This window comes from Rhodococcus sp. 14-2496-1d (assembly GCF_002259365.1).
Lineage (GTDB): Bacteria > Actinomycetota > Actinomycetes > Mycobacteriales > Mycobacteriaceae > Rhodococcoides.
On the sequence record NZ_NPFV01000030.1, the window covers coordinates 17,321 to 38,972 of the forward strand.

Consider the following 21,652-nt stretch of genomic DNA (forward strand, 5'->3'; position numbering starts at 1 on the left):
GTTGCAGAGGACATTGCTTGCGGCACGGACCGTCAGGGGTCGGTGCCGCGCCGCGTTTGCTTCGGAACTGAACGAGTGCGCGATCGACTACCTTGTTACTGAAATGTTATGTACCGCGTGTTGATCACCACTGTTGTTGAGGTGGAGATAGCCTTTGTCCTGGTGGGGAGGGGATGGGGTCCTCTTGCGGGACGAACACGGGGTTCGTTTTGCAGGGTTCGGTTCGGATCGACGCTGTTCGCGGTGTCCGGGAGACCCGGTATATCTCGTACGTCGCACTCAAGCCTGCGACTCAGGTACACGGGGACATCGGAAGGATCGTGAGTGAGGACCGACAGCGCTGAGAGTGCGAACGTGCCGACATCTCCGCCTGCGCGACAGTCGCTCGGGGCAGCCTTCATGCCACCGCCGCCGGCCGGATCGATAAGTGCTATGTCAGCGGAGGTGGTGCAGTTGAGTTCAAACGAGGAGGAGACATCCTCTGGTGCAGCTGAATTGGGGCACGACGACACGATTGTGCCGTCGACGGTTCATCTTGCTGTCGGGGTTGCACACGGTCTGGCGAAGGAGAGCAAACGGACAGGGAGAACCCACGGCGAGGTGGTCATCACTGCTATCGAGGATGTCCACAGCGATCTCGAAAGCCTTCTGTTTCCGGGAGGCAAGGTCGGCGGAGGTCTGTTCCGCGCCAGGGGAGTAGGTGGGAAGCCGTCTGAGGGTAAGGCGGAGAAGAAGGGAGTCACGGTCGGGTTGTACGCCGATGACTGGGTGATCATCGATCAACTGAAAGACCAGTTCAAGGCCCGTTCCCGCAGCCACCTCATCGGAACTGCCCTCAAAGCACATCTCGGCCTCGACGCCACGACACAAACGGAAAGTGACTGAGCTATGCCCATGTTCGGCAATCTCAAAGAAAAGACATCGACCGCCACAGTGGGGGAGCCGCGCAGCGCAAGAGAGGCATCTCCTAAGCCGGGCCATGACTTCACCGAAGTCGTATCCACCACCAAAGTGCGCCGTCGACGGTCGTACTGGATCGCGGGAGTCGCCTTGATGACCGTCGCAATCGTAGGAGCGGTCTTTTTGGTGAACGCCATGCGCGCCACCACGACAATTCTGGTGCTCGCCCGCGACGTGCCACAGGGGGAGACGATCACCACCGACGACCTCAAAACCGCAGAGGTCAACAGCGATGCGACCATCGCGACCGTTCCTGCCACAGACAAAGCATCGGTCGTGGGCCAGAGCGCAGCAGTTCCGCTCCTGAGCGGATCGGCACTGAACCCATCGTCGTTCACCAACGCCGTAATCCCCAGCGGGGACAACACTTTGGTCGGCATCACCGTCGCAATCGGCAAACTTCCCGCAGAGCCACTGCTCGCAGGCGACAACGTCCGGATCGTCGACACTCCCCGAGATCAAGACGATTCCCCGGTGCAGGGTCCGGTCACCGCGAACGCACAGGTCGTTGCCGTGAAGGACATCCCCGAGACCGGACAGACGACAGTGGACGTTCTGGTCAAGAAAGACGAGGCCAGCTGGATCGCCGCCCGAGCCGCCACCAACCGCGTCGCCATCGTCCTCGACTCCCGGGAGCGCTGAGCCATGCTCGTCACCCTGACCTCGATCTCCGGCTCGCCAGGCGTCTCGACGACCGGCCTGGGCATCGCTCTCACCGCAGACTCCCGCAAGCTGCTGTACATCGAGGCCGATCCGATCGGATCGTCCCCGACGCTGGCCGGGTACTTTCACGCGCGCCGCCGGCACGACCGATCGATCATCCAACTGGTCGAGCCGAACAGGCACGGCCGAATAGGCCCAGCCTTCCAGCACCAAATAGTTAGAATCGGGCCGTTCGATCCAGAGGAGCCGACCAAGGCGCAAGGATGGTTCGTCCCCGGCCTGGTCAATGCAGCTCAAACGGAATCGATGAAGTCGACGTGGGGCCCGTTGGGGGCACATCTGGCGTTGTTGTCGAAACAGGGCGGCGGTGACCTGCTCGTCGACGCCGGTCGCCTCAATCTACGGTCCGGACATCAAGACCTGATCCGTCACAGTGACGTTATCGCCATAATGCTCAGACCGACCAGGACCGCAGTGGCAGCGGTTCGTGCTGGCTTGGGCCCACTACAGCAGCATCTGGAGAATACGAAGTCGCCGGCCAGCATCGGCCTCATTGTCAGGGGTACCGAGCCCTACAGCGCAGCCGAGACCGCCGCGGCGACCGGCCTCGACGTCATCGCAGTCCTTCCCGAATCACCGGTACACGCGCAAGTTTTTTCCGAAGGTGCCTCGCTCAGTAATTGGCGGCGACGTCGATCAAGCTATCTACGCGCAATCGACGGAACCTGGCAAAAGATCGAGCGCTTCCACGAAACGCACCAGCCCGTATGGATCGCCAACTCGCCATACAGCTCACAGCCCGCGTAACGAGCCGACAAGGCCAAAGGGAGAACACCCGCATGACCAACAACGCCCCCGACTTCGACTACGACGAGCGACCAGCCCTACCCGACCTACCGATGTTTGCCGCCGATCCGATCATCCTCGACGATGGCGACAACGAGATAACTCGTTACAGGAGCGGGCAATACGGCTCCTCATCTGCAGGTCTGCTCGCCGCAGCCGGCAAGGACGGTCGCCACTCCCACCCGGAACCCGAGCGACTCGAGACGGTCCCGTTCACATCGCCATCACCATTTCCAGCTGAGCGGTCGGACGTCGCGAGGACCAACCACCAATTGGTCAAGCAACTGACCAAAGAAGCATCCGAAATCCTCTCTCTCCGTAAGACCCAACGAGCAGATCAGGCCCTCAACCCTGAGCTGGGCGTCACTGCCATGACCCCGGACGAGGAGCGTGAGTCGGGCAGGCAGATCGTCATAGATCTCGTCAGCAAAGAAGTGCAGTCCGCGATCGACACCGGTCACGAACAGCTGAGCGTCCAAGAGGAACAGACGCTGGTCAAAGCGGTCTTCGACACGCTGTTCGGACTCGGCCCACTTCAGCCGCTCGTCGACGACCCGAACGTCGAGAACATCCTCATCAACGGCGACAGCGTCATTGTGATGTACCCCGACGGGAGTCTGCAGGCACGACCGCCGATCGCGGACAGCGACGAAGAGCTCTACGACTGGCTCACCAACCTCGCGCAGCGCGCACCCGGTGGTGGACGACCGTTCTCGCAGGTCAACCCCAACCTCCGCCTCAATCTGCCCGGCGACATCCGCTTGTCCGCGATGGGCTACTCGGTCCGCCATCCCAGTATCGCCATCCGCATGCACCGCCACAAGGATGTGACCATCGACAAGATGGTCGAAATGGGTGTTATGCCCCAACTGTTGTCCGAGATCCTCAGCGCCGCAGTCATCGGTGGTGCCTCCATCGTGATCTCCGGGCCCATGGGATCAGGTAAAACAACCAACCTTCGTGCGCTCGCCAACTGCCTTCCCCTGCAAACACGGATCGGCACAGCAGAGACAGAGTACGAACTGTTCCTCGACAAACTCGACGGTCGCAGACCGTATGTTGTTGCAGCCGAGGCAATCACCGGCGGCGGCGAACGAAACGAGCTGACCGGAGCGCTACGCGGCGCGACGACGCTGTCCGACATCCTTTACCAGTTCGTGCGAATGCAGCTCGACCGTGTCATCGTCGGAGAGGTAGCCGGCGGCGAGATCATCGACATGTTCAAAGCAATGCAGATGGCCAAAGGCTCCCTGAGTACCACGCACGCCGAGCATGCCGCCGGCGCGATCGACCGCCTCGTCACCTGCGCCCTCGAAGCAGGAGTGCCGGTCGAGTACGCCTACCGCCAAGTGGCACACCACATCAATCTGATCATTCAGCTGCAGACGGACTACGAATTTACCGACACCGGCGAGAGGCGTCAGGTCCGATTCGTCAGCGAGGTCATCCATATCGAGGCCGGCGAAAACGCCATGCCCGCAGTAACCAAAATTTACGAAGGAAAGCCGGGCGGGACCGGCGAATACGGAACTTTGCCCCCAGCTTTGCTCCGCAAGCTCTACGCAGGCGGTTTCAGTCCGAACCAAATCCCCATCAACACGATCACAGGTGGTGGGCTCTGATGTACACGTTCACGGCCGTCGGTATCGTCCTTGTCTTTGCCGCCGGGATGTGGTTTTTTGCCAACGGAATTCGCGATCGCCGCGACCCGACTGCGCCGACACGCCACCGCACCTCACGTGCGCGGATTGCCCGGCGGACAAAATTACTCCTCGCCATCGGAACTGCCGTCGGCCTTGCTGCATGGCTCCTCAGTGGATGGTTCGTACTCTTCCCCATCATTCCGATCGCAGCAGTAGGCGTCCCCTACCTACTCGGATCGTCAGCCGCCGCCGACGACATCGAACGCCTCAATGCCCTCGAAGAATGGGTGCGCAACCTGACTGGAGTGCTCGCAGCAGGATCCGGCCTCGAACAGGCCATCATCGCAACGCACAGGGGAATGCCTCAAGCATTGCGTCCGGAAATTACGAGCCTCATCACGCGCCTGCGTGGCAATGTGTCGATCGACGAAGCGTTGCTTCGGTTCGCAGACGATCTCGACGATTCCACCGGCGACTACGTGGTCGGTGCACTGCGGCAGGCAGCTCGCCTGCGCGGCTCCGGACTCACCGCAGCCTTGAAGCGACTTTCAGAATCGGTGGCAGAGAACGTGCGCAACCGCAGAACGGCCGAAGCGGAACGGCAAGGGCCCCGCACGACCGCTCGCGGGGTCACCGTCATCACCGTCGTTGTCATCGTTGGGTTGTTCCTGTTCACCAACTACATGGACCCGTACAAACAGCCCCTCCTCCAGCCCGTTCTGTTCCTCGAATTCATCGGTTTCGGCCTGGTGCTCGGGTGGATGAAGCGATACACCTTGCCAGTGAAATACCCCAGGTTCATCGGCACCAAGGACCGCGACGCAGCAAACACCGCACGTGAGAGGAGCGCAGTATGAACAACTTCGAGCTCTGGGCGATCGCCCTTGCCGCTCTCGCCGCTCTCGGCTTGATCCTCCTCGTTCTCCGCATACTGCCGGCCGACCCAGCACTCGGCGATGCCATGGAACGACTGTCCGGTGCAGCCCCGGACCCGTACACCGTCGACACCCGCGGCGGTGACGACCTCACCGGTTCGGATGCCCTGTCCTACAAGGTCGGTGCCCGCTTCTACCCGCGGCTGCGATCGCAGGCGTGGTTCAGGATCCCGACCGCGGACCTGGCGATCCTCCGAGAAACTCCACAAAAGTTCATCGGAGACAAAATCCTTTCCGCTGCAATAGGTCTGATCATCGCGCCGATTTCGATCGCACTCCTGGCGCTGTTCGGCATGGCAGTGCCCCTGACTTTTCCCGTAGCCGGTTCCCTCGTCCTGGCGCTGGTGGGATTCTTCGCGCCCGACGCCGACGTCAAGACTCGCGCCGCTAGTGCCCGACTCGAATTCACCCGAGCATTGGCGGCGTTCATCGACTTCGTTTCGTTGAACCGAAGTGGCGGCGTCGCTGCATTCCAAAGTCTCGAACGCGCTGCCGCAGTGGGCGATAGCTGGGTGTTTCTACGTCTGGATGCCGAGCTTCAGAAAGCGTCCCTCGCCGGACAGGCACCATGGGCTGCTCTGTCCAATCTTGCAGCCGAACTGGCGCTGCCGGAGTTGGGAGATCTCGCGGACATCATGACCTATACCGGCGACCAGGGAGCGAGCGTGGCCGACACTCTTGCCGCGCGGGCCGGAGCGCTCCGCAGTGCCCTGCTCTCGAAAGAACAAGGCGAAGCAGGAGCCAAAACGAAGAAGATGGACGCACCTCTCGGCACCTTGGCCGTGCTGTTCATGATCATGCTGATCGTGCCGGCCGGAGTGAACATCATGGGCGGCGTCTAGACCGAACAACCCGAATGCGTTGTCATTCAACGATCAACTACCAAGTTTGAGCTGTGCAAACACCGATCCGTGCACTTCACCTGCTCGAAGTGTCCGGTCTTGGCGATAGTCTGACCGGCATCCAGAACCGTCATAACCAGGGCTTTTACATATCGAAGGGAAACGTCACATGGCAGCATCGCGCACAATCGCAAACCGGATCGCAGCAACCACCGCAACACTGTTCGCATTGGCACTGTTCTCCTATACCCGGATGACCGAGCGCGCCGGCGGACGCAAAAGCGACAAGGGCTACAGCATGGAGACCGTCGTCATCACCGCCGGCCTCGTCATCCTCGCCATCGCTATCGTCGCCGGAATCACCGTGGTTGCACAGCGCTACCTCAACCGAATCCAGTAACCCCACCACTCGCCCAACGAGACAGGGGAGGACCAGCGTTGCTCACCGACACACATGTACCACTACGCGAATGGCTCACCCGCATACGTCGAGACGACCGCGGCGCAGCCCTCGAAACAGTCGTGGTATTCGGCGTCGTCCTACTGCTCTTCCTCATCGCAATCCAGGCAGCTCTCTACGCTCACGCACGGACCGTAGCGATTTCGACCGGTGAAGAAGCTCTACGACAAGCGCGATCGCAATTCGGCAGCGCTGCGGCCGGAACAGCGGCGGGCTACGCCTTCGCATCCACCGCCGGCCCGACGACCCTTCGAGCACCCGTCATTGTCGTCAACCGAGGCTTGCGAGAAGCAACTGTCCAGATCACCGGACAACCCATCCGCCTCATCCCCTTCTTCTCCCTCGACATCAATGTCAGCGAGACGCTTCCCGTTGAACGAGTCACTGCCCCAGGAACCAGATGAACACCGCGAACAAACTGCGCCAGCTGGCAGCCGCAGCCAGAGCCGACGACCGAGGATCGGCCCTGCAGACTGTCATCGTCGCCCCCGCCACACTGTTCCTGATCGCACTGATCGTCACCTTCGGCGTTCTCGCGCAAGCGCACCAGAAAGTAGTCCACGCCGCGAACGAGGCCGCGCGTACCGCCTCCATCGCGCGAACGGCGTTCTCCGCAGCCCCCGATGCGCAAGCAGCCGCGCGAAACGACCTGGCAGCACGAGGGCTCACCTGTTCCGCTCTCAACGTCAACACCGACCTCGGCGGATTCAGAACTCGCCCCGGCGTCACGGCTTCCGTCTCGGCCACCGTCACGTGCGTCATCTCCCTCGACGCACTCGGATTCCCGCAAGTCATGGGCTCACGGACCATCACAGCAACCGCGACTTCACCCGTCGACACCTACCGGGAGCGCGCCTGATGACCGAAGCACTACGCCGGGCGGTGGCCGCCTGCACACGGCGAGACGCGCACAACGACGCCGGAACCATCGCCATGTGGAGCGTCATCACAGCCATGGCGTTGCTGATCATGATGGGTCTCGTCGTCGACGGCGGCGGCAAAGTTTACGCCAAGCAGCGCGCCGAGCAAGTCGCTGAAGAAGCAGCCCGCGGGGCAGGACAAGCCATCATCGAACCACTCGCAGTCCGCGGTACCAACGTCGTCGTCAACCCGCTGACAGCCCAAGCCAAAGCCACCAAATACCTTGCCGCAGCAGGAATCCCCGGCGTCGTCGTGCAGACCGGACCGACAACACTGCTGATCACCACCACAACGACCTACCAACCCCGTGTCCTCGGTTTGATCGGCGTCGGGCCACAGCAGATCATCGGAACAGCCACCGTCAACCTGAACCGCACCAACCTCGGAATCCCCGGCACACCATGACCAATCGACCGCAGAGCAGACGAGTCGCAGAACTCCACGAGAAGACGGAGGACGTGATTCGACAGCTCGCGGCGCAACGCTGCACGACCCCGGCCACCCTGCAGCCATCGGAAAGGACACCCGCATGACCACCATCCGACGGCGCTTGACTGGTTTGCTCTACCTGATCGTCCTACTCGTCCTCGTCGTCGGAATTCCGCTCGCACTGTGGACATTCCGCGGCAACCCAATACCGACGACGCTGCCCGATCTCGACCAGATCAAAACAGCTCTGACCACCCAAGACGACGGATCACTCTTCCTCGGATTCGTGACCTGGATCGGCTGGCTCGCCTGGGCCACCTTCACCTTCAGCACCGTCATCGAACTCGTCGCAGCACTACGCGGCATCAAAGCACCTCAACTCCGAGGCCTCGGCTTCCAGCAGCGAAGCGCCTCCGTTCTCATAGGCGGAGCGCTCATGCTGGTAACAGCGGGCACCGCCACAGCCCAACCCCTCACCGCCACAGCACTACCGCTCTTCGACGCCCCTGCCCACTCGGCACCGATCCAAGTAACGCAACAAAGCCAACCGCATCCAGCAGAAGCCCCCGCCCGCCCCATCAACGGGGAAACCATCACGGTGCAGCAGGGCGACAGCCTATGGAAACTCGCAGAACGCCACCTTGGCGATGGCTTTCGATACACCGAGATCAAGCAACTCAACGCCGACGTCCTGACCGTCGACGGATGGCTGCAACCAGGATGGAAACTTCAGCTCCCCGCCGCCGCACCCACAACCGTCGACGGGGCCTACACAGTTCGAGAAGGCGACAGTCTCTGGAGCATCGCCGAGCAACATCTGGGTGACGGACACCGCTACAAAGAAATCATCAACGCCGACGGAACTGCACCGTCGACAATCATCCACGTCGGCCAGCAGCTCACCGTCAACGATCAAACCGCCGAGACCGTCACGCCCGAACCGGGTCCGGTTGCTTCCCCCGACCCGGCCCCGGTTGCTGCCGCTCCTGTACCTGCTGCTGTGCCCGAACCGACCGTCGCTCCTGAACCGGCCCCGGTCGCTGCCGCTCCCGAACCGGCTCCGGCTGCCGCTCCTGAACCGGCCCCCGCAGCAGCGCCTGAACTGTCCTCCGCTGCACCTCTCCTGGGTGGCACCGACGTTCCGGAACAAGCGGAGATGGTTCCGGGCGGTGACGAACAGGCTCAGGCAGAAGCGCAGGCCGCTGCCGCCGCCGCTGCGAAGATTTTCGGCATCGAACTCAACAGCGCTTCGTCACAGCTACCTGCTCCGACAGCGGCGGCTCCTGAGCCAGCGCCTGCTCCAGCAGCCCCTGAGCAGGCAGAGGCCCCCGCCCCGTCGGCGGTTCCTGAGCCAGCGCCTGCTCCGGTGGCCGCCCCTGAGCCAGCAGAGGCTCCCGCCCCGGTGGCAGCTTCCGAACCTGCTGCTGAGTCCGCGGGCGCAGATGTTGTGGCACCCGGGCCGGCACCCGCTCAAATGCCTGCTCCAGCGCAGACGTCGTCACCCAGTCCTGCTGCAGCTCCCGCCCCGACTCAGCCAGCCACCCAGATCCCACTGAATACATCGACGACAGACCCGGTATATATCGCCGCCACTGCGCAGCCAAGCGATGTCTCCGAGGATCAGAACAGCACATTGTGGCTCGGTATCTCAGCCCTAGCGGCCATCGGACTGGCTGGGGCCTTCGGGCTGCGCCGGCACCGTCAACAGCACGATCGCCGCAGAGGCGAGACCCTCCCTCAAACCTGGGGCGCTGCAGCAGTTGTGGAAGAACAGATTCATTCTGCAGCGGACAACAACGTCCTCACGCGGCTCGACGAAGCACTGAGGACTATCGCCGAACACGCTCGGACACAGGGCAACGCACTGCCGGCATTACTCGGCGCATTCATCGGTCCCGATGCGGTGGAGCTAGTAATCCTTGATGACTCCGTACTGCCGGACCAGTGGCTCAGATCAGAGACCGGCACCTGGACCCTCCCCGCCGACGTCCGGATCGCCCCAGCACCCACCACAATCAGCCCGTACCCCACGCTCGTGACACTCGGTTCCACAGACGACCGAACCCAAGTTCTTCTCAACCTGGAAGAACTCGGCTACCTCGGCGTCTCAGCTTCACCAGAGCACGCCCGCGGCACTCTCCAGGCCCTGGCCCTCGAACTCGTCGAATCCCCGCTCGCCGACAATCTGCACCTGACGCTGATCGGTTTCGGACAGGAGCTCCCCGAACTGTTCGGCAACGGTCGAATCGAGCACACCGACCAACCAGGCGAAGTGCTGGCCAGACTCGCCCGACAAGCCGAACGTGACCAAGACACCCTCGTCGAACAACACATCGACAGCATTGCAGCGGCCCGTTCGATCTACGACACAAGCGAAATGACCGCCCCCGAAGTAGTTCTCATCGCGAGTCAGTTGACGGCCGACCAACAGCAATCACTCGATCAGATCCTGGCCGCCACACCGCGCGTGGCGTTCGCTGCCGCCAGCACCGCCAGCACCGCCAGCGAGAACACCCAGGCCGCGTGGACACTCGACATCGTCGACCGCAACACCGCAAGCCTTGTCAAACGAGACACCGACGGCGGCTTCGCATTCCAGCCAGCATTTCTCGAGCCGGACCAATATGAAGGCATTACCGCCTACCTCGCGACCGCCACACAGCCAGCTATCCCCACAGAGTCGTCCATGCACGACCCCTGGGCTGCAGCCGAAATCGACGCACACCTCACCGACGCCGAAAGCGCTGAGACCTTCCTCGACTCCGTCACCACGATCGACCCCACCGACCAGCTGCTGCTGAACGGAACTACCGCATCGGAGACCGCCCCCGACGTCACAAACGTTCCGACCTACAGCCCGGACGCCGCGCAGTGGACATCCCCAGAAGCGATCAGGTACGACGACCAGGCCCCACCCATCGCTCCTGTCGCTGGTGACGTACCGGCCCCGGGACATCTCTGGCTCCATCTTCTCGGGAAACCAGCAGTCACCACCCCGACCGGGGAGCCACCCAAGGACGGCCGTGAAGTACTCCTAACCGAGATCGCCGCTCTTCTCTCCATCCACCCGGGAATCAAACACGACTCCATCGACAAAAAGATCTGGCCTGCAGACAATTTCGACAAACTCCCTCTGGAGGATCAGCCGAAAAAGAAGGCGACACGACGCCAGAACTACCTCTCGAGACTGCGAAATTGGTTGGGAGAGACAGAGAACGGTGAGCAGGCATTTCCGAAGCACGGCGACCGCACCGGCCGCACCGGCTACCGACTGCACCCCGATGTCCGATCGGACTGGGACTACTGGCAACAACTGATCGACACCACTCCGGCCGCCGCCACCGATGCGGAATTGCGGACGGCTGCAGAACTGGTAAACGATCAACCATTCGCCGGGACACGGTCAGACCGTTACGGGTGGGCACGAAACCTACAGCAGCACATGATCTCGACCCTCGCGGATGCCCTCGAAGAGCTCGCCACCAGACAAATAAAGACCGGAGATCTTTCCGCCGCGCTCACCACCGCAAACCGCGGCGTCACCGTCGAACCGTTCCGAGAAGGTCTCTGGAGACTGGCGATCATCGCTACCCACGGGAGCGACGAGATCAGCAAGACCCAGGAGCTGATCGACCAACTGCTCGCGAACCTCGCCGACATCGATGTCGACCCAGAACCCGAAACCGACGAACTCTTGCGCGCCCTCGCGCAATTCCACAATGGCGGCAACGCCCTCTACCGGATCGGAGCAATAGCCAGTTGATAGCAGTCGCGTCAATCGAGGTGTCTGAAGTGTCCGGTAAGCACGTTACGGTCCAAACAGCCGCACCATTATCGTTATCGCAGTACAACGCACAGAACAACGTAGGGGGTCCACGATGATCAGCACACGACGTCGCACAGGCGCGGCAATCCTCGCAGTAGCAGCCGCTGCAAGCATCAGCGTCGCATGCGGGAGCGGTGACATTGAGGCGACCCCCGTAACGACCACCACGCAGCCGGTCCTCACGGGACCAGAGGGCGTCGAAAAGTCCCCGGAACAACAGGCGACCGAGCAGGCAACAGCAAAGGTGAATGAGTTCTTCGCCGTTCTCGCGAAGGTCGAGAGCGATCCTGCTGTAGACATCAACATGCTGGACTCTGTTGCGAGTGGAAAGATCCTCGATCAGTTGAAGGCAAACGTGAACCTGCGCCGATCTCAAGGAATTGTCTCCACGGGTGCTGCGACTGTCGCAGATGCATTCGTGACGGAACTGCAGGCACCAAAGGATGCTGACGGGAACCCAATTAAGGAAGAAGCGTCGGCAACATTGCGAGTCTGCATCGACAGCTCGAACTATGACCAGATCCGTCCGGACGGCACGAGTGTGCTCCCTCCTGACCGAGTCCGGCGGGAGCTGGGCAAGCCGACTCTGGAGAACGTGGCGTGGCCAGATTCATCAGGCTGGCGCATTGTTTCCGATGCAGTGACTTCTTCGGGTACCCCATGCGACGCACCATGATCGACGGTTTGGCAAGTAGGCAACTGGAATCCATAAGGGCGGTGGGTCATGCGTAAGCCGCTTGGGGTTATCGCATCAGTGCTTCTAGTTGGAGTGTTCAACGCGAACCCAGTATTTGCGCAGCCGGGGATCGGCACCGGAACTGGCGGTGCCTTCGGCGGAGGCTTGGGTGGTTCGACAGTTGTGGTCGAAGGTACGTACACGAGTGTGCCGTCAGGGGGTGGAACGACTGGATCCGCGCCAGCTGCTGTGGGCGGGGGAGGTGGTGGGAGCGCCGCGCCGTCCGGACCGCCGCTCGAGTTCGTTCCGTCGACTGACGCCGCCAATATGACGCTTGTTCGAAATGCTGATAGTGGTGCCCCGATGGCAGTGAACGTCGTTAATGATGACGGCACAACATGGTCCTGCGAAGCGGCCGGTCCGTGTGTTCAAATTCCGGACGTTGGGGTGCCGGCTACGCCTCCGGTGGTCGACGTTATGACCGTTGTCGGCCAAGCGGTTACGGCAATGCAGTTGGATCCGCCCGGAATAGGCATCACCCCGAACCCCGCAAACACAGGTGCTGTCGGCCTGGTTGGTCTACCCGGCTGGTTCTGGGTCGCTGACCCACGGGAATCGACAGTCGGCCCCGTGACCAGAACTGCAGCAGGACCGGGTGTCATAGTTTCTGCTACAGGGGTCAATACGTCCGTGGTCGTCAATTGGGGGGACGGATCCGTGCCGTCGGTGTGCCCAGGTGCGTTACTGCCCTTCACGCCGTATACCGATGTTGCACAAGGGCTTCCAAGTCCGACGTGCGGCAATATCGTTTATCACAAGACGTCCACTACCGAGCCCGGTGGGACATTCAAGGTCTCCGCGACATCGAATTGGCTCGTCACGTGGACAGCGACGACACCCAACGGGACGGTCGGTGGAGTCATACCCACGCCGCTGACTTCGCGTACTGAAGTTCGGATTGGTGAACTGCAGGTCCTGGTCACAAATTAGAGCCGTGCGCCCCCGCTCCTCGGGTGCGAAATTGAGTCACTCCAGGCTTACCGGTTTGTAGGCTGGTGGAATGCCTGAACGGTTGACTGTCAACGTCACGATGCCACCGGAATTGGCTGGGGGGCAAGTGCAGGCCTACCTGGAAGAGTTGGGGTTCGAGGTCGCCCACACGTCCGCGCCCGATGTGTGGGCGTTAACCGAGCCGGCTGCCAGCATGGACTGTGTCGATTTTATGACCGTTCGCACCCTGTCGGGTTCGGAAGCGGACGTCGATGACGAGCTCGTCGACCTCCCGCAAGACCCTTACGTCTCCAGGCTGGACCATGGGCGAGTCGTTGAGGAGCGCCTTCGCGCGATCAGACAGATGAGCGCGGGTGCGGTGGGATCGTTCCTGTACGGACTCCAGCTACCTGTCATCACCGCCAGCGATCGAGCCTTGTCCGCGGCAGTACAGGACGCGAGTAGGGAGTTGGCCGGAACTTCGGACGACGATGACGAGCATCCGTTCGACCGGCATGCTGTCCACGTTGTTCGCTATGGCAACGCCACGCACCGTCGGATCAGGTTTCCTGGTTTCGTGTTACGTCTGAATCAGGACCCCGAACTTCTCGACGACATACGACGCGGGCCGATCGACGTCGATGAGACCATTTTCGCGTCGGGATCGTCGATCCTGAGCAGTGTCTTGATTCCCGCGAGCCATCTCGGTCCGTTGTTGGCCGCACGGTCTCCATGGGTATGGGCGTTTCAAGCGAACAGGGTGTCGGGTGCGGTGATTTTCACTCTCGGCACAGATATTGTCGGGAGGTCTCCTGTTCCGTACGAAGCGCATCAGGTACTTCCCCGATCACCAGTGGGTCGCCTTCCCCAGCGGCAGGAGCCGCCGGCACCGGAGGCGTGGGGTGCGGCCGTCGCTTGGTGGGTTGCTCAGATGAACTCTGTTCTCGGGCATCTCCTGAACCCATGCCTGTTCGCAGATGCTGACGGTGACTACCTCCCCTATGCGCAGCAGAACCGGTTGATGGAATTTGCGGATCTTCTGCAACGAGTTACCTCGACGCTGCTATCGCTGCACGACGACTACGCAGCCGGAGTTCTGATGTGGTCAGCAATGGACCTGATCGAGGCGACCTGGCTTTCATGGGATCTCACGGCACTGTGCAAGCCCTCGGTTGCGGCGAAAGCGCTGCAGCAAGTTCGAGAACGTATGCCTGCTGATGTTCAGTCCGTCCTGCTTCCGTACGCGGCTTTTGGTGTGGAAGCGTTGACCGAAGTGGGGGACGGGTTCTTCATCAAGAATTACCGTAGGTCGGAGAAGGTAATTCTGAAGCTGCCCGGTGGAGCGGACAAATCCCTGTCACTCGATGACGCAGTGAGTCAGTTCATGCGTTTGCGCAGGAACACTACACACGGGTTCGACAAACCTGATCCCGTCCGTGACCGACTTTTCGCGCAACACAACGGCCGGCTGCCGGCGACACTGATGTACCTGCCGCTGCTGTACTTGATGTACATCATGTCCGATCCTGATGACCTGAGACGTCGTCTGCTCCGTCGATCCGCTCGAAGACGCAGGACGCAGTGAGAGGTGTTCACACACGTTGCCGGTGGTGTGCTGAGACAATATTGCGGTGAGTGTCATGGTGCGCCGGCTGATGGGTGCGGTGTGGCCGACGAGGTTCGGCGCAGCCGAAATTGATGTCGAAAAGGGGGCGCTAGCAGTGGAATCGAACGACCGGGGTGGGCGCGAAAATGCTTCACCGGACTCCGCTGCTGGCGAAGAGATGGCGTCCGAGCTCAACCCGGTGAGTGTCGAGCTGAATCCGGCGGCAATCGAGATGGTGCACGCGAGCATCGAACGGACGCTGGATTCTCAGGAACGCCGAGTGACGAGCATCGATCAGCGCGGGGGTGTGCTGCTGGGATTCGCGGGCATTCTGGTGGGGATCGTGTTGCGCAATCCCGCGGGGATCGGTGTGTGGGAGGTTGCGGGTGCTGCCCTGGCCGGTGCGGCGGCAATCATGGCGGCATTCGTGATTGCACCCAATACCGCGTCGGGGCTCAATCCGGAAGTGGTGTTGGAGGAGTATTCGACAGTCGATGAGACGACGGGCCGGTTCGAGATCGCGTCGACACTGGTGTCGATTTATCAGGTGACAGAGATGCGGCTTCGGAGCAAGCTGATGCGGTTGCGGATCACGACGGGTCTGTTGGCTGGATCTGTGCTGGTGTTGCTCGTGACGGCTATCATTCGGATGTAGGAGGACATCATGGCTACGGTGAACGAGCAGCAGAAACCTGATCGACCGGTGGGCTCGGCGAGCCCGGCGACGGCGTCGCGGCGTCGCAAGGTGGCCTTGCGTCCCAATCCTCGGCTGGTGGGCAACTACGAGGGCAGTTCCCGCACGATCGACGAAGTGCGACGCCAGATAGAGAAGCAGCAGGGGGCGTCGGCGTGACGGCCTCGAAAGATCAGAATCCGCCGGCGGGGTCGTCGGCTCCACGTGCCAGCGCGCGCCCTGTGGTGGTGGTCCCGACATCGGCTGCGGGTGATCGCACCATTGTTCGGGCAGCACCCAACGAGAGAGCTATCCGCAGCATCACTGCGGGGGCTGCACCTCAAAATGTGCGGTCCGCTGTCCGCCGCGAGCACTAATTTCGCGCGCACGCCTTTGCGCTGTGTCGTAGATGATCCAAAATTGGGCTAGCAGACGGTGCCAAACGTGTTCGTCCAGGTCGCCGATCTGCAGCGTCGACTGTGTCTGCTCCCGATCACGCTTGGCCGTTACCTGGGCAGCTGTGGTGATCGATGCAGCAGCGGGGGAGGGCTTACGATGCGGCCACCGACCCGCGTCGAGTGCTCGATGTAGTAGTCGAGCATCGGGTGAAACTCGGCAGGGTAATCCCTTAGCCAAAAGCTTGCACGGTGTTCGACGAATTTCGACGCAAACCCCGCGACACTCAGACAGCGGTGGTGTGGGCAACCGGACCGCATGTATGGATCTCATAGCGATACTCCATTGCCGCGTGTCCGAACGGCGAGGACCAAACGTGGCACAACCAGCCATTGCTTACGACTTTGCGACGGACTCCTGTCACGGGCGGCGAAGTAGCCCTGCAGGTGTGGAAGCGTACGCGGGGTCGTTGAACACGGCGCTGTCTTCGCCGACATGCTCCGCAACGCCAGCGGGGGGTGGCCCGAGGATTTCAGTTTTGATGCAGCCTTTGGTCGAGTCGAGCCAGGTACGGGAATCGGCCCCAAGTCGAAATGGATGGGCCATGTCGTTGGAAATGATGTTGCGCATGATGTTGTACACCGCCGAATTGGGTTGCCGGGCCAGGAGCTGATTCATCAGCGATTGCCGGGTGGGCACCAGGTATTGCGGTTTCTTTCCTGTTGGGGACATGCACTCGAGCATCACGTTGGTCGATGCAATCAACTTCACGAGCTGGATAGCCGTTGCTCGCTTTTCCTGGGCGATGGCCACATTGACGGAAAGTGCGTCGGTATAAAGCGGTATCCCCACTTTTTCGATAGGTTCGGAGCTCAGCGGCATGACTGAATAGGTCGAGGCGTCGACGTTGTCGATGAAGTGGAAGATTTCGGTCAAGCCTACGAAGGCTCGACCGATCCGCTGGTTCCATTTCGTGATTCGGTCGTAGCCCGAGTCGGGATATGTCGCCTGGGCGTACCCGGCGATGTTTCGCAGCACCTGCATGTCGGCGAGGCCTTGCTGATCGAGTCCTGGACAGGGGGGAAGGGCGGGAGTGAGCGGAAACTGGCCCGACTCCTCCATGACGGCCTGCTCGTACATGCACGCGACGGTCGTTCCCCCAGTAAAATCCAACAGCATGCCTTGACCCTGCGCGGGCCAGACTGCTTTCGGATCCCCGTCGCCGAGGATTTTGTGTAATTCTTCGACAGTCATCCCCGGCGCACCCAGTGCTGCGTCAGTGAGACGGCGAATCAAAATTTGCATGCACCCTAAATACGGTATTCCTTGATACTCCGAGGATTCCGTTTTCAGCGATGCGAGAGACCACGGGTAAAAGTCTGCGGTGCCGTCGATATCGAACTCGACACAGAACTGACGCATGTGATCAGCGAAGATGCAGTCGTAGGCAAAAACGTCCACAGTGGACGGCGGATCGCCTTTGTAACAGTCGTAGGTGTAGACGAAATTGAGAGCGACATCCGGTTGGACGCTGTGCCACGCGGCTCTGATGGTGGACTCGAACCATTTCGGTTCGGGCGTGTACGGGTACAAGGCGACGTTCAACGTGGATGCGTCGCTGGCTGGAGGTGGCTGGTTGGTGGGGCCGGAATCCTTGTTCAAACTGCGTCCGAACTCGGTACTGGTCACTGCACACTTCCCGTCATCACACTGTCTGCAGGGGAACGGCGATTGCCTCATACAGTCGCATGATTTTCCGAAAGTGGCAAGGATCACATTTACTTACCCTCGATCCACGGACTGAGGTGACCCACTGTGGTCGATGACCGAATTGTGGGGTCGGGACTGGTTGGGCGTGTTTCGTCCGCTGGTCTACCCAGCATTTCCACGATTGTCGTTGCTCGGGCCGAGTCGGCGGGTCGGGTGAGGATCAGGCGGGTGTGGGTGGGCTGATGCCAATGATGTTGCGCCATAATTGAAGCCACGCATCGAGCCACGGCCAGTGTCGCGGCAGGTGCAGTGTGGGTGTGCGTTGTGGCCGCACGAAACGCGCGGCAATGTTGACGATTTGCGCCGTAGCGTTATTCCGCGAGCTTTCGCGTGACGCCCGCCGGAGACGGTTCCGGCGGCGCGCAGCAGGTTGTGGGCGATCGCTGCGCACTGCACCCAGGCAGAGCTCGCGCCAAACGATCCTGACGGCATGTGCGCGAGCGGTCCGTCGATCAGATCCGAGAACACAGTCTCGATGACCGCGTGTGCACGGTGGACGACATCTGCGGTCGTCGTCGGCAGGGTGCTGTTGGTAAAAAACGGGTGATACCGCCACACCGGAAACAATGCATCGCGGTAGCGGGCGTCTTTGACCCGCCGCACGATCAACCGTGCAGAAACAGGATACGCGGTGGAAGAGAAAGCGGTGAACGATGTTTCGGCGACCTCGGCGTCGGAGATCCAGCCGTCGGTGTCGGGGTCGCGGACCGCTCCCGGGTAGCGCACGGGCGTCCACGCGGTGTCAGGGATGGAGGCGATCGCTCGTTGGACGATTCGGTTCTTGATCAGTACGAACGAGAACTTGATGCAGGCGCGTACGACGCGGCTGTTGCCGTAGGCGGAGTCGCCGCGGACCATGATTTTCCCGCTGGCGAGACTGGATGTCGCAGCTCAGCCCTAGTCATCCGGGCGAGCACGGGTGGCCCATTCTAAGTCGACTCTCAGCCCGGTCGCCTGCCCTCCGTACGATCAAGGGGGTGCTGACCGATCCACTGCCGAATTCCGGCTCACTTGAGCGCTATGAGGCTTTGCCCACGATTCTCCAGCTGAGGAGCTACCTCTCGGAGATCCAGGCGGAGCCGACCGAGTGGATCTCGGTTCTACGGAATCGAGGGAGCGGAATCAAGTACAGCTCGCTTCAACCTCTTCTGGTGGCGACATCGGACCAGCGCAAATTCCTCGCCACTACCGATTGGTCCATCAACGACCTCGGCGAGCCCAGTTACAGCTCTGATCGCCTCCCGGCCTTCCGCGACGGCTTGACCTCCAACCCTGATGGCTACGACCTTCATCTGTTCGTCAACGTGTCCTGGGTGCCATCGGCAACCACAGAACCCGTTATCGAATTCACGCCGTCGTTCGTATGGTGGTTGGGCCTGATCACGCGATCGAACGAGACAATGTATCGAACTAATCACGCGGGCCGCGATGAGGAGGTCGTCGAGATCGTCAGACCGAATCCTGGTGAATACGAGGTTCGAGTCAATGCACGGCACCTCCGAAAGTATCTCGCGGCCCGGAGCATGAGCCTGGTGATCCAGCACGCCCATTCTCGGGCTGACGACAGCGTGCATGAAGCTCGGATCGACCTTGAGATTCGCACCAAAGACGCAGCGTTCGCCTACACGGCGTGGGACGCGTATCGGGGGCCTGGTTTCGTAGCGCAGTTGGTTGGGAAACAGGCAGTTTTGCCGTTCGCGTCCGCTGGCGAGCACCCCGACGATCTGCAAAGGCCTGAGCGGTTTCAATCGTTCATCGTTGACATCGACCCCTCGACCGGCGACGAGGTTCGTTTGAGTTGCGAGCGCGATGAAGCGAACTACCTCACCCCAGTCTTCTTCGACACGGATGTTCTGACCCGATACCGCGACAACCCAGACCGCTACACGGTGCTGCGGACCGATGTCTCGTGCCACGGTCGGTGGGCCATCGATGTCGACATCAACGGTGCCAACCTCGTCCAGGTGTGGCTGGGACACCTCATCCGGCTACCCGAGACCGAGCGAGAGCACTGGCTCACACACAACGTCCCGCCGAACGGTGGAATAACCATCACACGTAGCGTGCGGGACCTAGCGGGCCAGTGGGTAGAGGACGAACGCCCTGACCCTGCTCGGCTGAGACGAGCTAAGGCAGAACTCATCGAGGCGTTCACTGGCTACTTCGGTGAGTCGTTGTACAAGCAACTCGGCCCGGCTGACCTCCGTGCGTTCGATGCCTTGGCATTGTGTACCAATCCAACCGAAGGCCAAAGCGACAACGGTGTCATGGTTCTGTCGAAAGGGATCGTGGATGCACTCGATGTCAAGACTCTTCGAGAGTCCTCGGGCGCGGACACGAATAGTCCTTCGCTTGCCTGCCTACAGCTACTCGTCGAGAACTTGGGTGCCGACCCGAATGGTCTCGTCGGACCCCTACGCCAGCTTCAGGGAATCCGATCGGCAGGCTCGGCCCACATGAAGGGCACGAAATTTACGACTGCGCTGTCGGCCGCAGGACTGAATTCTCTTCAGCCGGACAAACAATTCGAGACAATCGTAGATCGGGTTACGATGGCTCTGCAGGGCTTGTCCGAGCTGTTCCGAAGGACGCCCCCGCAAGTGTGATGGTGCCGGTCATTTTGTTCCAGTCTCGCTCTGATCATGGGTTCGCATTGATCTCACCCCACGCGTCTAACGCGTGTTGGTAGGTCGCCACAGCACCCGATTCAGTCGGAGCATCGCAGAGCGCGATCGCAGCCCTGGCAAGCGACGCGAGCGCAAGATCTCCCAGATCCAAGATCGCGTCGTCGCCATGACTGAGCAGAGTAAGCATCGTGGTAGCCATCATCTTCGGATGTTCCAGGACTTCAGCGGGCTGAGGCTGGCCCAACTCGATCAAGGCCAGCGCTTCGAGAAACATCGGTACAGCGAACGCCACCCTCGGATTGATTGCGCTCATAGCGTGAAGGTTAGCAATCGGCCGAATACCGGATGTTCTGGAGAATCTCTGAGACGGTGGAGGTATGACATCGAAACGTACCTCCGCCGGCGACAAACGCGCCCGCAAGGTCCAGCAACGTCGAAAGCGACTTGCACAGCAAGGGGTCTCACGTGAGCAGCACGCTGCGCTGGTGCTCGAGCGCAGCGGTGATCCCTCGTTCGTGCAACGGCGCACCAACGCCGACGGTGGGCGCACTCTGTCGTGGAGCAAGGACATGGTGGGTGGTGCGGAGCTCAACGACTCTCTCGAAGAGCAGCGACAGGCGTTTCGGGACAAGTTCGGCCGAGATCTCGGGCCGAACGATCCATTGTTCTTCGACCCAGCTGCTGACACGCCGCAGGAGATCAGTGAGGAGAACTTGTTGGCGGACGTGGACTCCCTGATCGACAAGGCCCGCGAAGCAGGGGAGAACCCCGCCTACTTCCAAGCATGGCGCGACACCGGGTTCTTGCTCACCGAACACAACATGCATCTGTTCTCCGCGTCGGATATCGACGAATGGAACGCGGCGCTCGAACGGCATTGGGACGAAGCGGCATTCGGGCCGTTCGACGATGCATCTTAGGACCTACGGCATGTTCGGGCGGCTGCAGCGAGTCCGAGAGCGGTGGTGAAATTCCCACGCCGCTGACCGCGCGCACTGAAGTCGGATGGGCGAACTTCGGGTTTTGGTCACCAGTTAGTGCTGTGTCGCGTCGAACGGCAATTGCACCCTCGCACTATTTGCGCTCTAATTATGTACATGACTACTTTGCCGGTCGCGGATGCGCGTGCGCGTCTGTCCAAGATTGTGGACGATGCAGAACAAACCCACGCCCGGTATGAGATCACCCGTAATGGGCACCGGGCTGCTGTGTTGCTCGCTGCCGACGATTTCGATGCGCTGCAGGAGACCATTGCAGTGCTATCGGATCAGGAACTGCTGACATCTCATCTTCGGGGCGTGGCGGAGCTGCCTGAGGGTGACAGTCTCGATGCGAAGGAGTTGGCCGAGGTCATGCGGGTCGCTGGCCGGTCTACCCGCGCGTGAGTGA

General features: G+C 61.1%; 20 protein-coding genes and 1 pseudogene. 18 read left to right on the forward strand and 3 right to left on the reverse strand.

Annotation, left to right across the window (positions count from 1 at the left end; all coding sequences use genetic code 11):
• The first annotated feature begins 324 nt into the window (after nt 1-324).
• From CH296_RS25615 to CH296_RS25680, 15 genes are all read left to right on the forward strand, one after another.
• Nucleotides 325-885, forward strand: a complete 561-nt coding sequence (locus tag CH296_RS25615) for a hypothetical protein (protein WP_139278540.1) — start codon at nt 325-327, stop codon at nt 883-885.
• A gap of 168 nt (nt 886-1,053) precedes the next feature.
• Nucleotides 1,054-1,602: an SAF domain-containing protein gene (locus tag CH296_RS25620; RefSeq protein ID WP_230591630.1), complete on the forward strand. Its 549-nt coding sequence runs from the start codon at nt 1,054-1,056 to the stop codon at nt 1,600-1,602.
• Between the two features lie 3 nt (nt 1,603-1,605).
• Nucleotides 1,606-2,430, forward strand: coding sequence for a hypothetical protein (locus CH296_RS25625; RefSeq protein WP_015586073.1), 825 nt, complete (start codon nt 1,606-1,608; stop codon nt 2,428-2,430).
• Between the two features lie 32 nt (nt 2,431-2,462).
• Complete coding sequence (locus CH296_RS25630; protein WP_015586074.1) at nt 2,463-4,091, forward strand: CpaF family protein; 1,629 nt, start codon at nt 2,463-2,465, stop codon at nt 4,089-4,091.
• On the forward strand, nt 4,091-4,969 hold the full coding sequence (locus CH296_RS25635; protein ID WP_052047795.1) for a type II secretion system F family protein: 879 nt from the start codon (nt 4,091-4,093) through the stop codon (nt 4,967-4,969). The genes CH296_RS25630 and CH296_RS25635 overlap by 1 nt, the downstream gene beginning before the upstream one ends.
• Nucleotides 4,966-5,889: a type II secretion system F family protein gene (locus CH296_RS25640; RefSeq protein ID WP_032364991.1), complete on the forward strand. Its 924-nt coding sequence runs from the start codon at nt 4,966-4,968 to the stop codon at nt 5,887-5,889. The genes CH296_RS25635 and CH296_RS25640 overlap by 4 nt, the downstream gene beginning before the upstream one ends.
• A gap of 169 nt (nt 5,890-6,058) precedes the next feature.
• A complete protein-coding gene (locus CH296_RS25645) occupies nt 6,059-6,289 on the forward strand; it encodes a hypothetical protein (RefSeq protein WP_015586077.1) in 231 nt (76 codons plus the stop codon).
• A 38-nt stretch (nt 6,290-6,327) separates the two neighbouring features.
• Nucleotides 6,328-6,753, forward strand: a complete 426-nt coding sequence (locus CH296_RS25650) for a type II secretion system protein (protein WP_015586078.1) — start codon at nt 6,328-6,330, stop codon at nt 6,751-6,753.
• Nucleotides 6,750-7,208, forward strand: coding sequence for a TadE family protein (locus CH296_RS25655; protein ID WP_015586079.1), 459 nt, complete (start codon nt 6,750-6,752; stop codon nt 7,206-7,208). The genes CH296_RS25650 and CH296_RS25655 overlap by 4 nt, the downstream gene beginning before the upstream one ends.
• Complete coding sequence (locus CH296_RS25660) at nt 7,208-7,675, forward strand: pilus assembly protein TadG-related protein (protein ID WP_015586080.1); 468 nt, start codon at nt 7,208-7,210, stop codon at nt 7,673-7,675. Before CH296_RS25655 ends, CH296_RS25660 begins: the two co-directional genes overlap by 1 nt.
• A 124-nt stretch (nt 7,676-7,799) precedes the next feature.
• The gene (locus CH296_RS29810; RefSeq protein WP_015586082.1) at nt 7,800-11,462 is read left to right on the forward strand and encodes a LysM peptidoglycan-binding domain-containing protein; all 3,663 of its coding nucleotides are present in this window, start codon (nt 7,800-7,802) and stop codon (nt 11,460-11,462) included.
• A gap of 115 nt (nt 11,463-11,577) precedes the next feature.
• Nucleotides 11,578-12,201 (forward strand): hypothetical protein, encoded by a 624-nt coding sequence (locus CH296_RS28650; protein ID WP_015586083.1) that lies wholly within the window; start codon nt 11,578-11,580, stop codon nt 12,199-12,201.
• 1,750 nt (nt 12,202-13,951) lie between these two features.
• Complete coding sequence (locus CH296_RS28655) at nt 13,952-14,776, forward strand: hypothetical protein (protein ID WP_141214636.1); 825 nt, start codon at nt 13,952-13,954, stop codon at nt 14,774-14,776.
• A 55-nt stretch (nt 14,777-14,831) separates the two neighbouring features.
• The gene (locus tag CH296_RS25675; RefSeq protein ID WP_015586086.1) at nt 14,832-15,452 is read left to right on the forward strand and encodes a hypothetical protein; all 621 of its coding nucleotides are present in this window, start codon (nt 14,832-14,834) and stop codon (nt 15,450-15,452) included.
• Nucleotides 15,453-15,461: 9 nt separating this feature from the next.
• Complete coding sequence (locus CH296_RS25680; RefSeq protein WP_015586087.1) at nt 15,462-15,650, forward strand: hypothetical protein; 189 nt, start codon at nt 15,462-15,464, stop codon at nt 15,648-15,650.
• Nucleotides 15,651-16,286: 636 nt separating this feature from the next.
• On the opposite strand, the gene bcmE is transcribed toward CH296_RS25680, so the two are convergent.
• On the reverse strand, nt 16,287-17,555 hold the full coding sequence (bcmE, locus tag CH296_RS25685) for a thiamine pyridinylase (RefSeq protein WP_032364993.1): 1,269 nt from the start codon (nt 17,553-17,555) through the stop codon (nt 16,287-16,289).
• Nucleotides 17,556-17,796: 241 nt separating this feature from the next.
• Nucleotides 17,797-18,503, reverse strand: a pseudogene (locus tag CH296_RS25690) (transposase); the annotation flags it as partial.
• 110 nt (nt 18,504-18,613) lie between these two features.
• Between CH296_RS25690 and CH296_RS25695 the strand changes: the two are divergent.
• Entirely contained in the window at nt 18,614-20,242 is a 1,629-nt protein-coding gene (locus CH296_RS25695) for a hypothetical protein (RefSeq protein WP_052049375.1), read from the forward strand.
• Nucleotides 20,243-20,276: 34 nt separating this feature from the next.
• On the opposite strand, the gene CH296_RS25700 is transcribed toward CH296_RS25695, so the two are convergent.
• Nucleotides 20,277-20,576 (reverse strand): hypothetical protein, encoded by a 300-nt coding sequence (locus tag CH296_RS25700; protein ID WP_015586093.1) that lies wholly within the window; start codon nt 20,574-20,576, stop codon nt 20,277-20,279.
• A 64-nt stretch (nt 20,577-20,640) separates the two neighbouring features.
• Here CH296_RS25700 and CH296_RS25705 point away from each other — a divergent pair, with 64 nt between their 5' ends.
• Both CH296_RS25705 and CH296_RS25710 read left to right on the forward strand, forming a co-directional pair.
• Entirely contained in the window at nt 20,641-21,183 is a 543-nt protein-coding gene (locus CH296_RS25705) for a hypothetical protein (protein ID WP_015586094.1), read from the forward strand.
• 177 nt (nt 21,184-21,360) lie between these two features.
• On the forward strand, nt 21,361-21,648 hold the full coding sequence (locus CH296_RS25710) for a type II toxin-antitoxin system Phd/YefM family antitoxin (RefSeq protein WP_230591632.1): 288 nt from the start codon (nt 21,361-21,363) through the stop codon (nt 21,646-21,648).
• Nucleotides 21,649-21,652 lie beyond the last annotated feature (4 nt).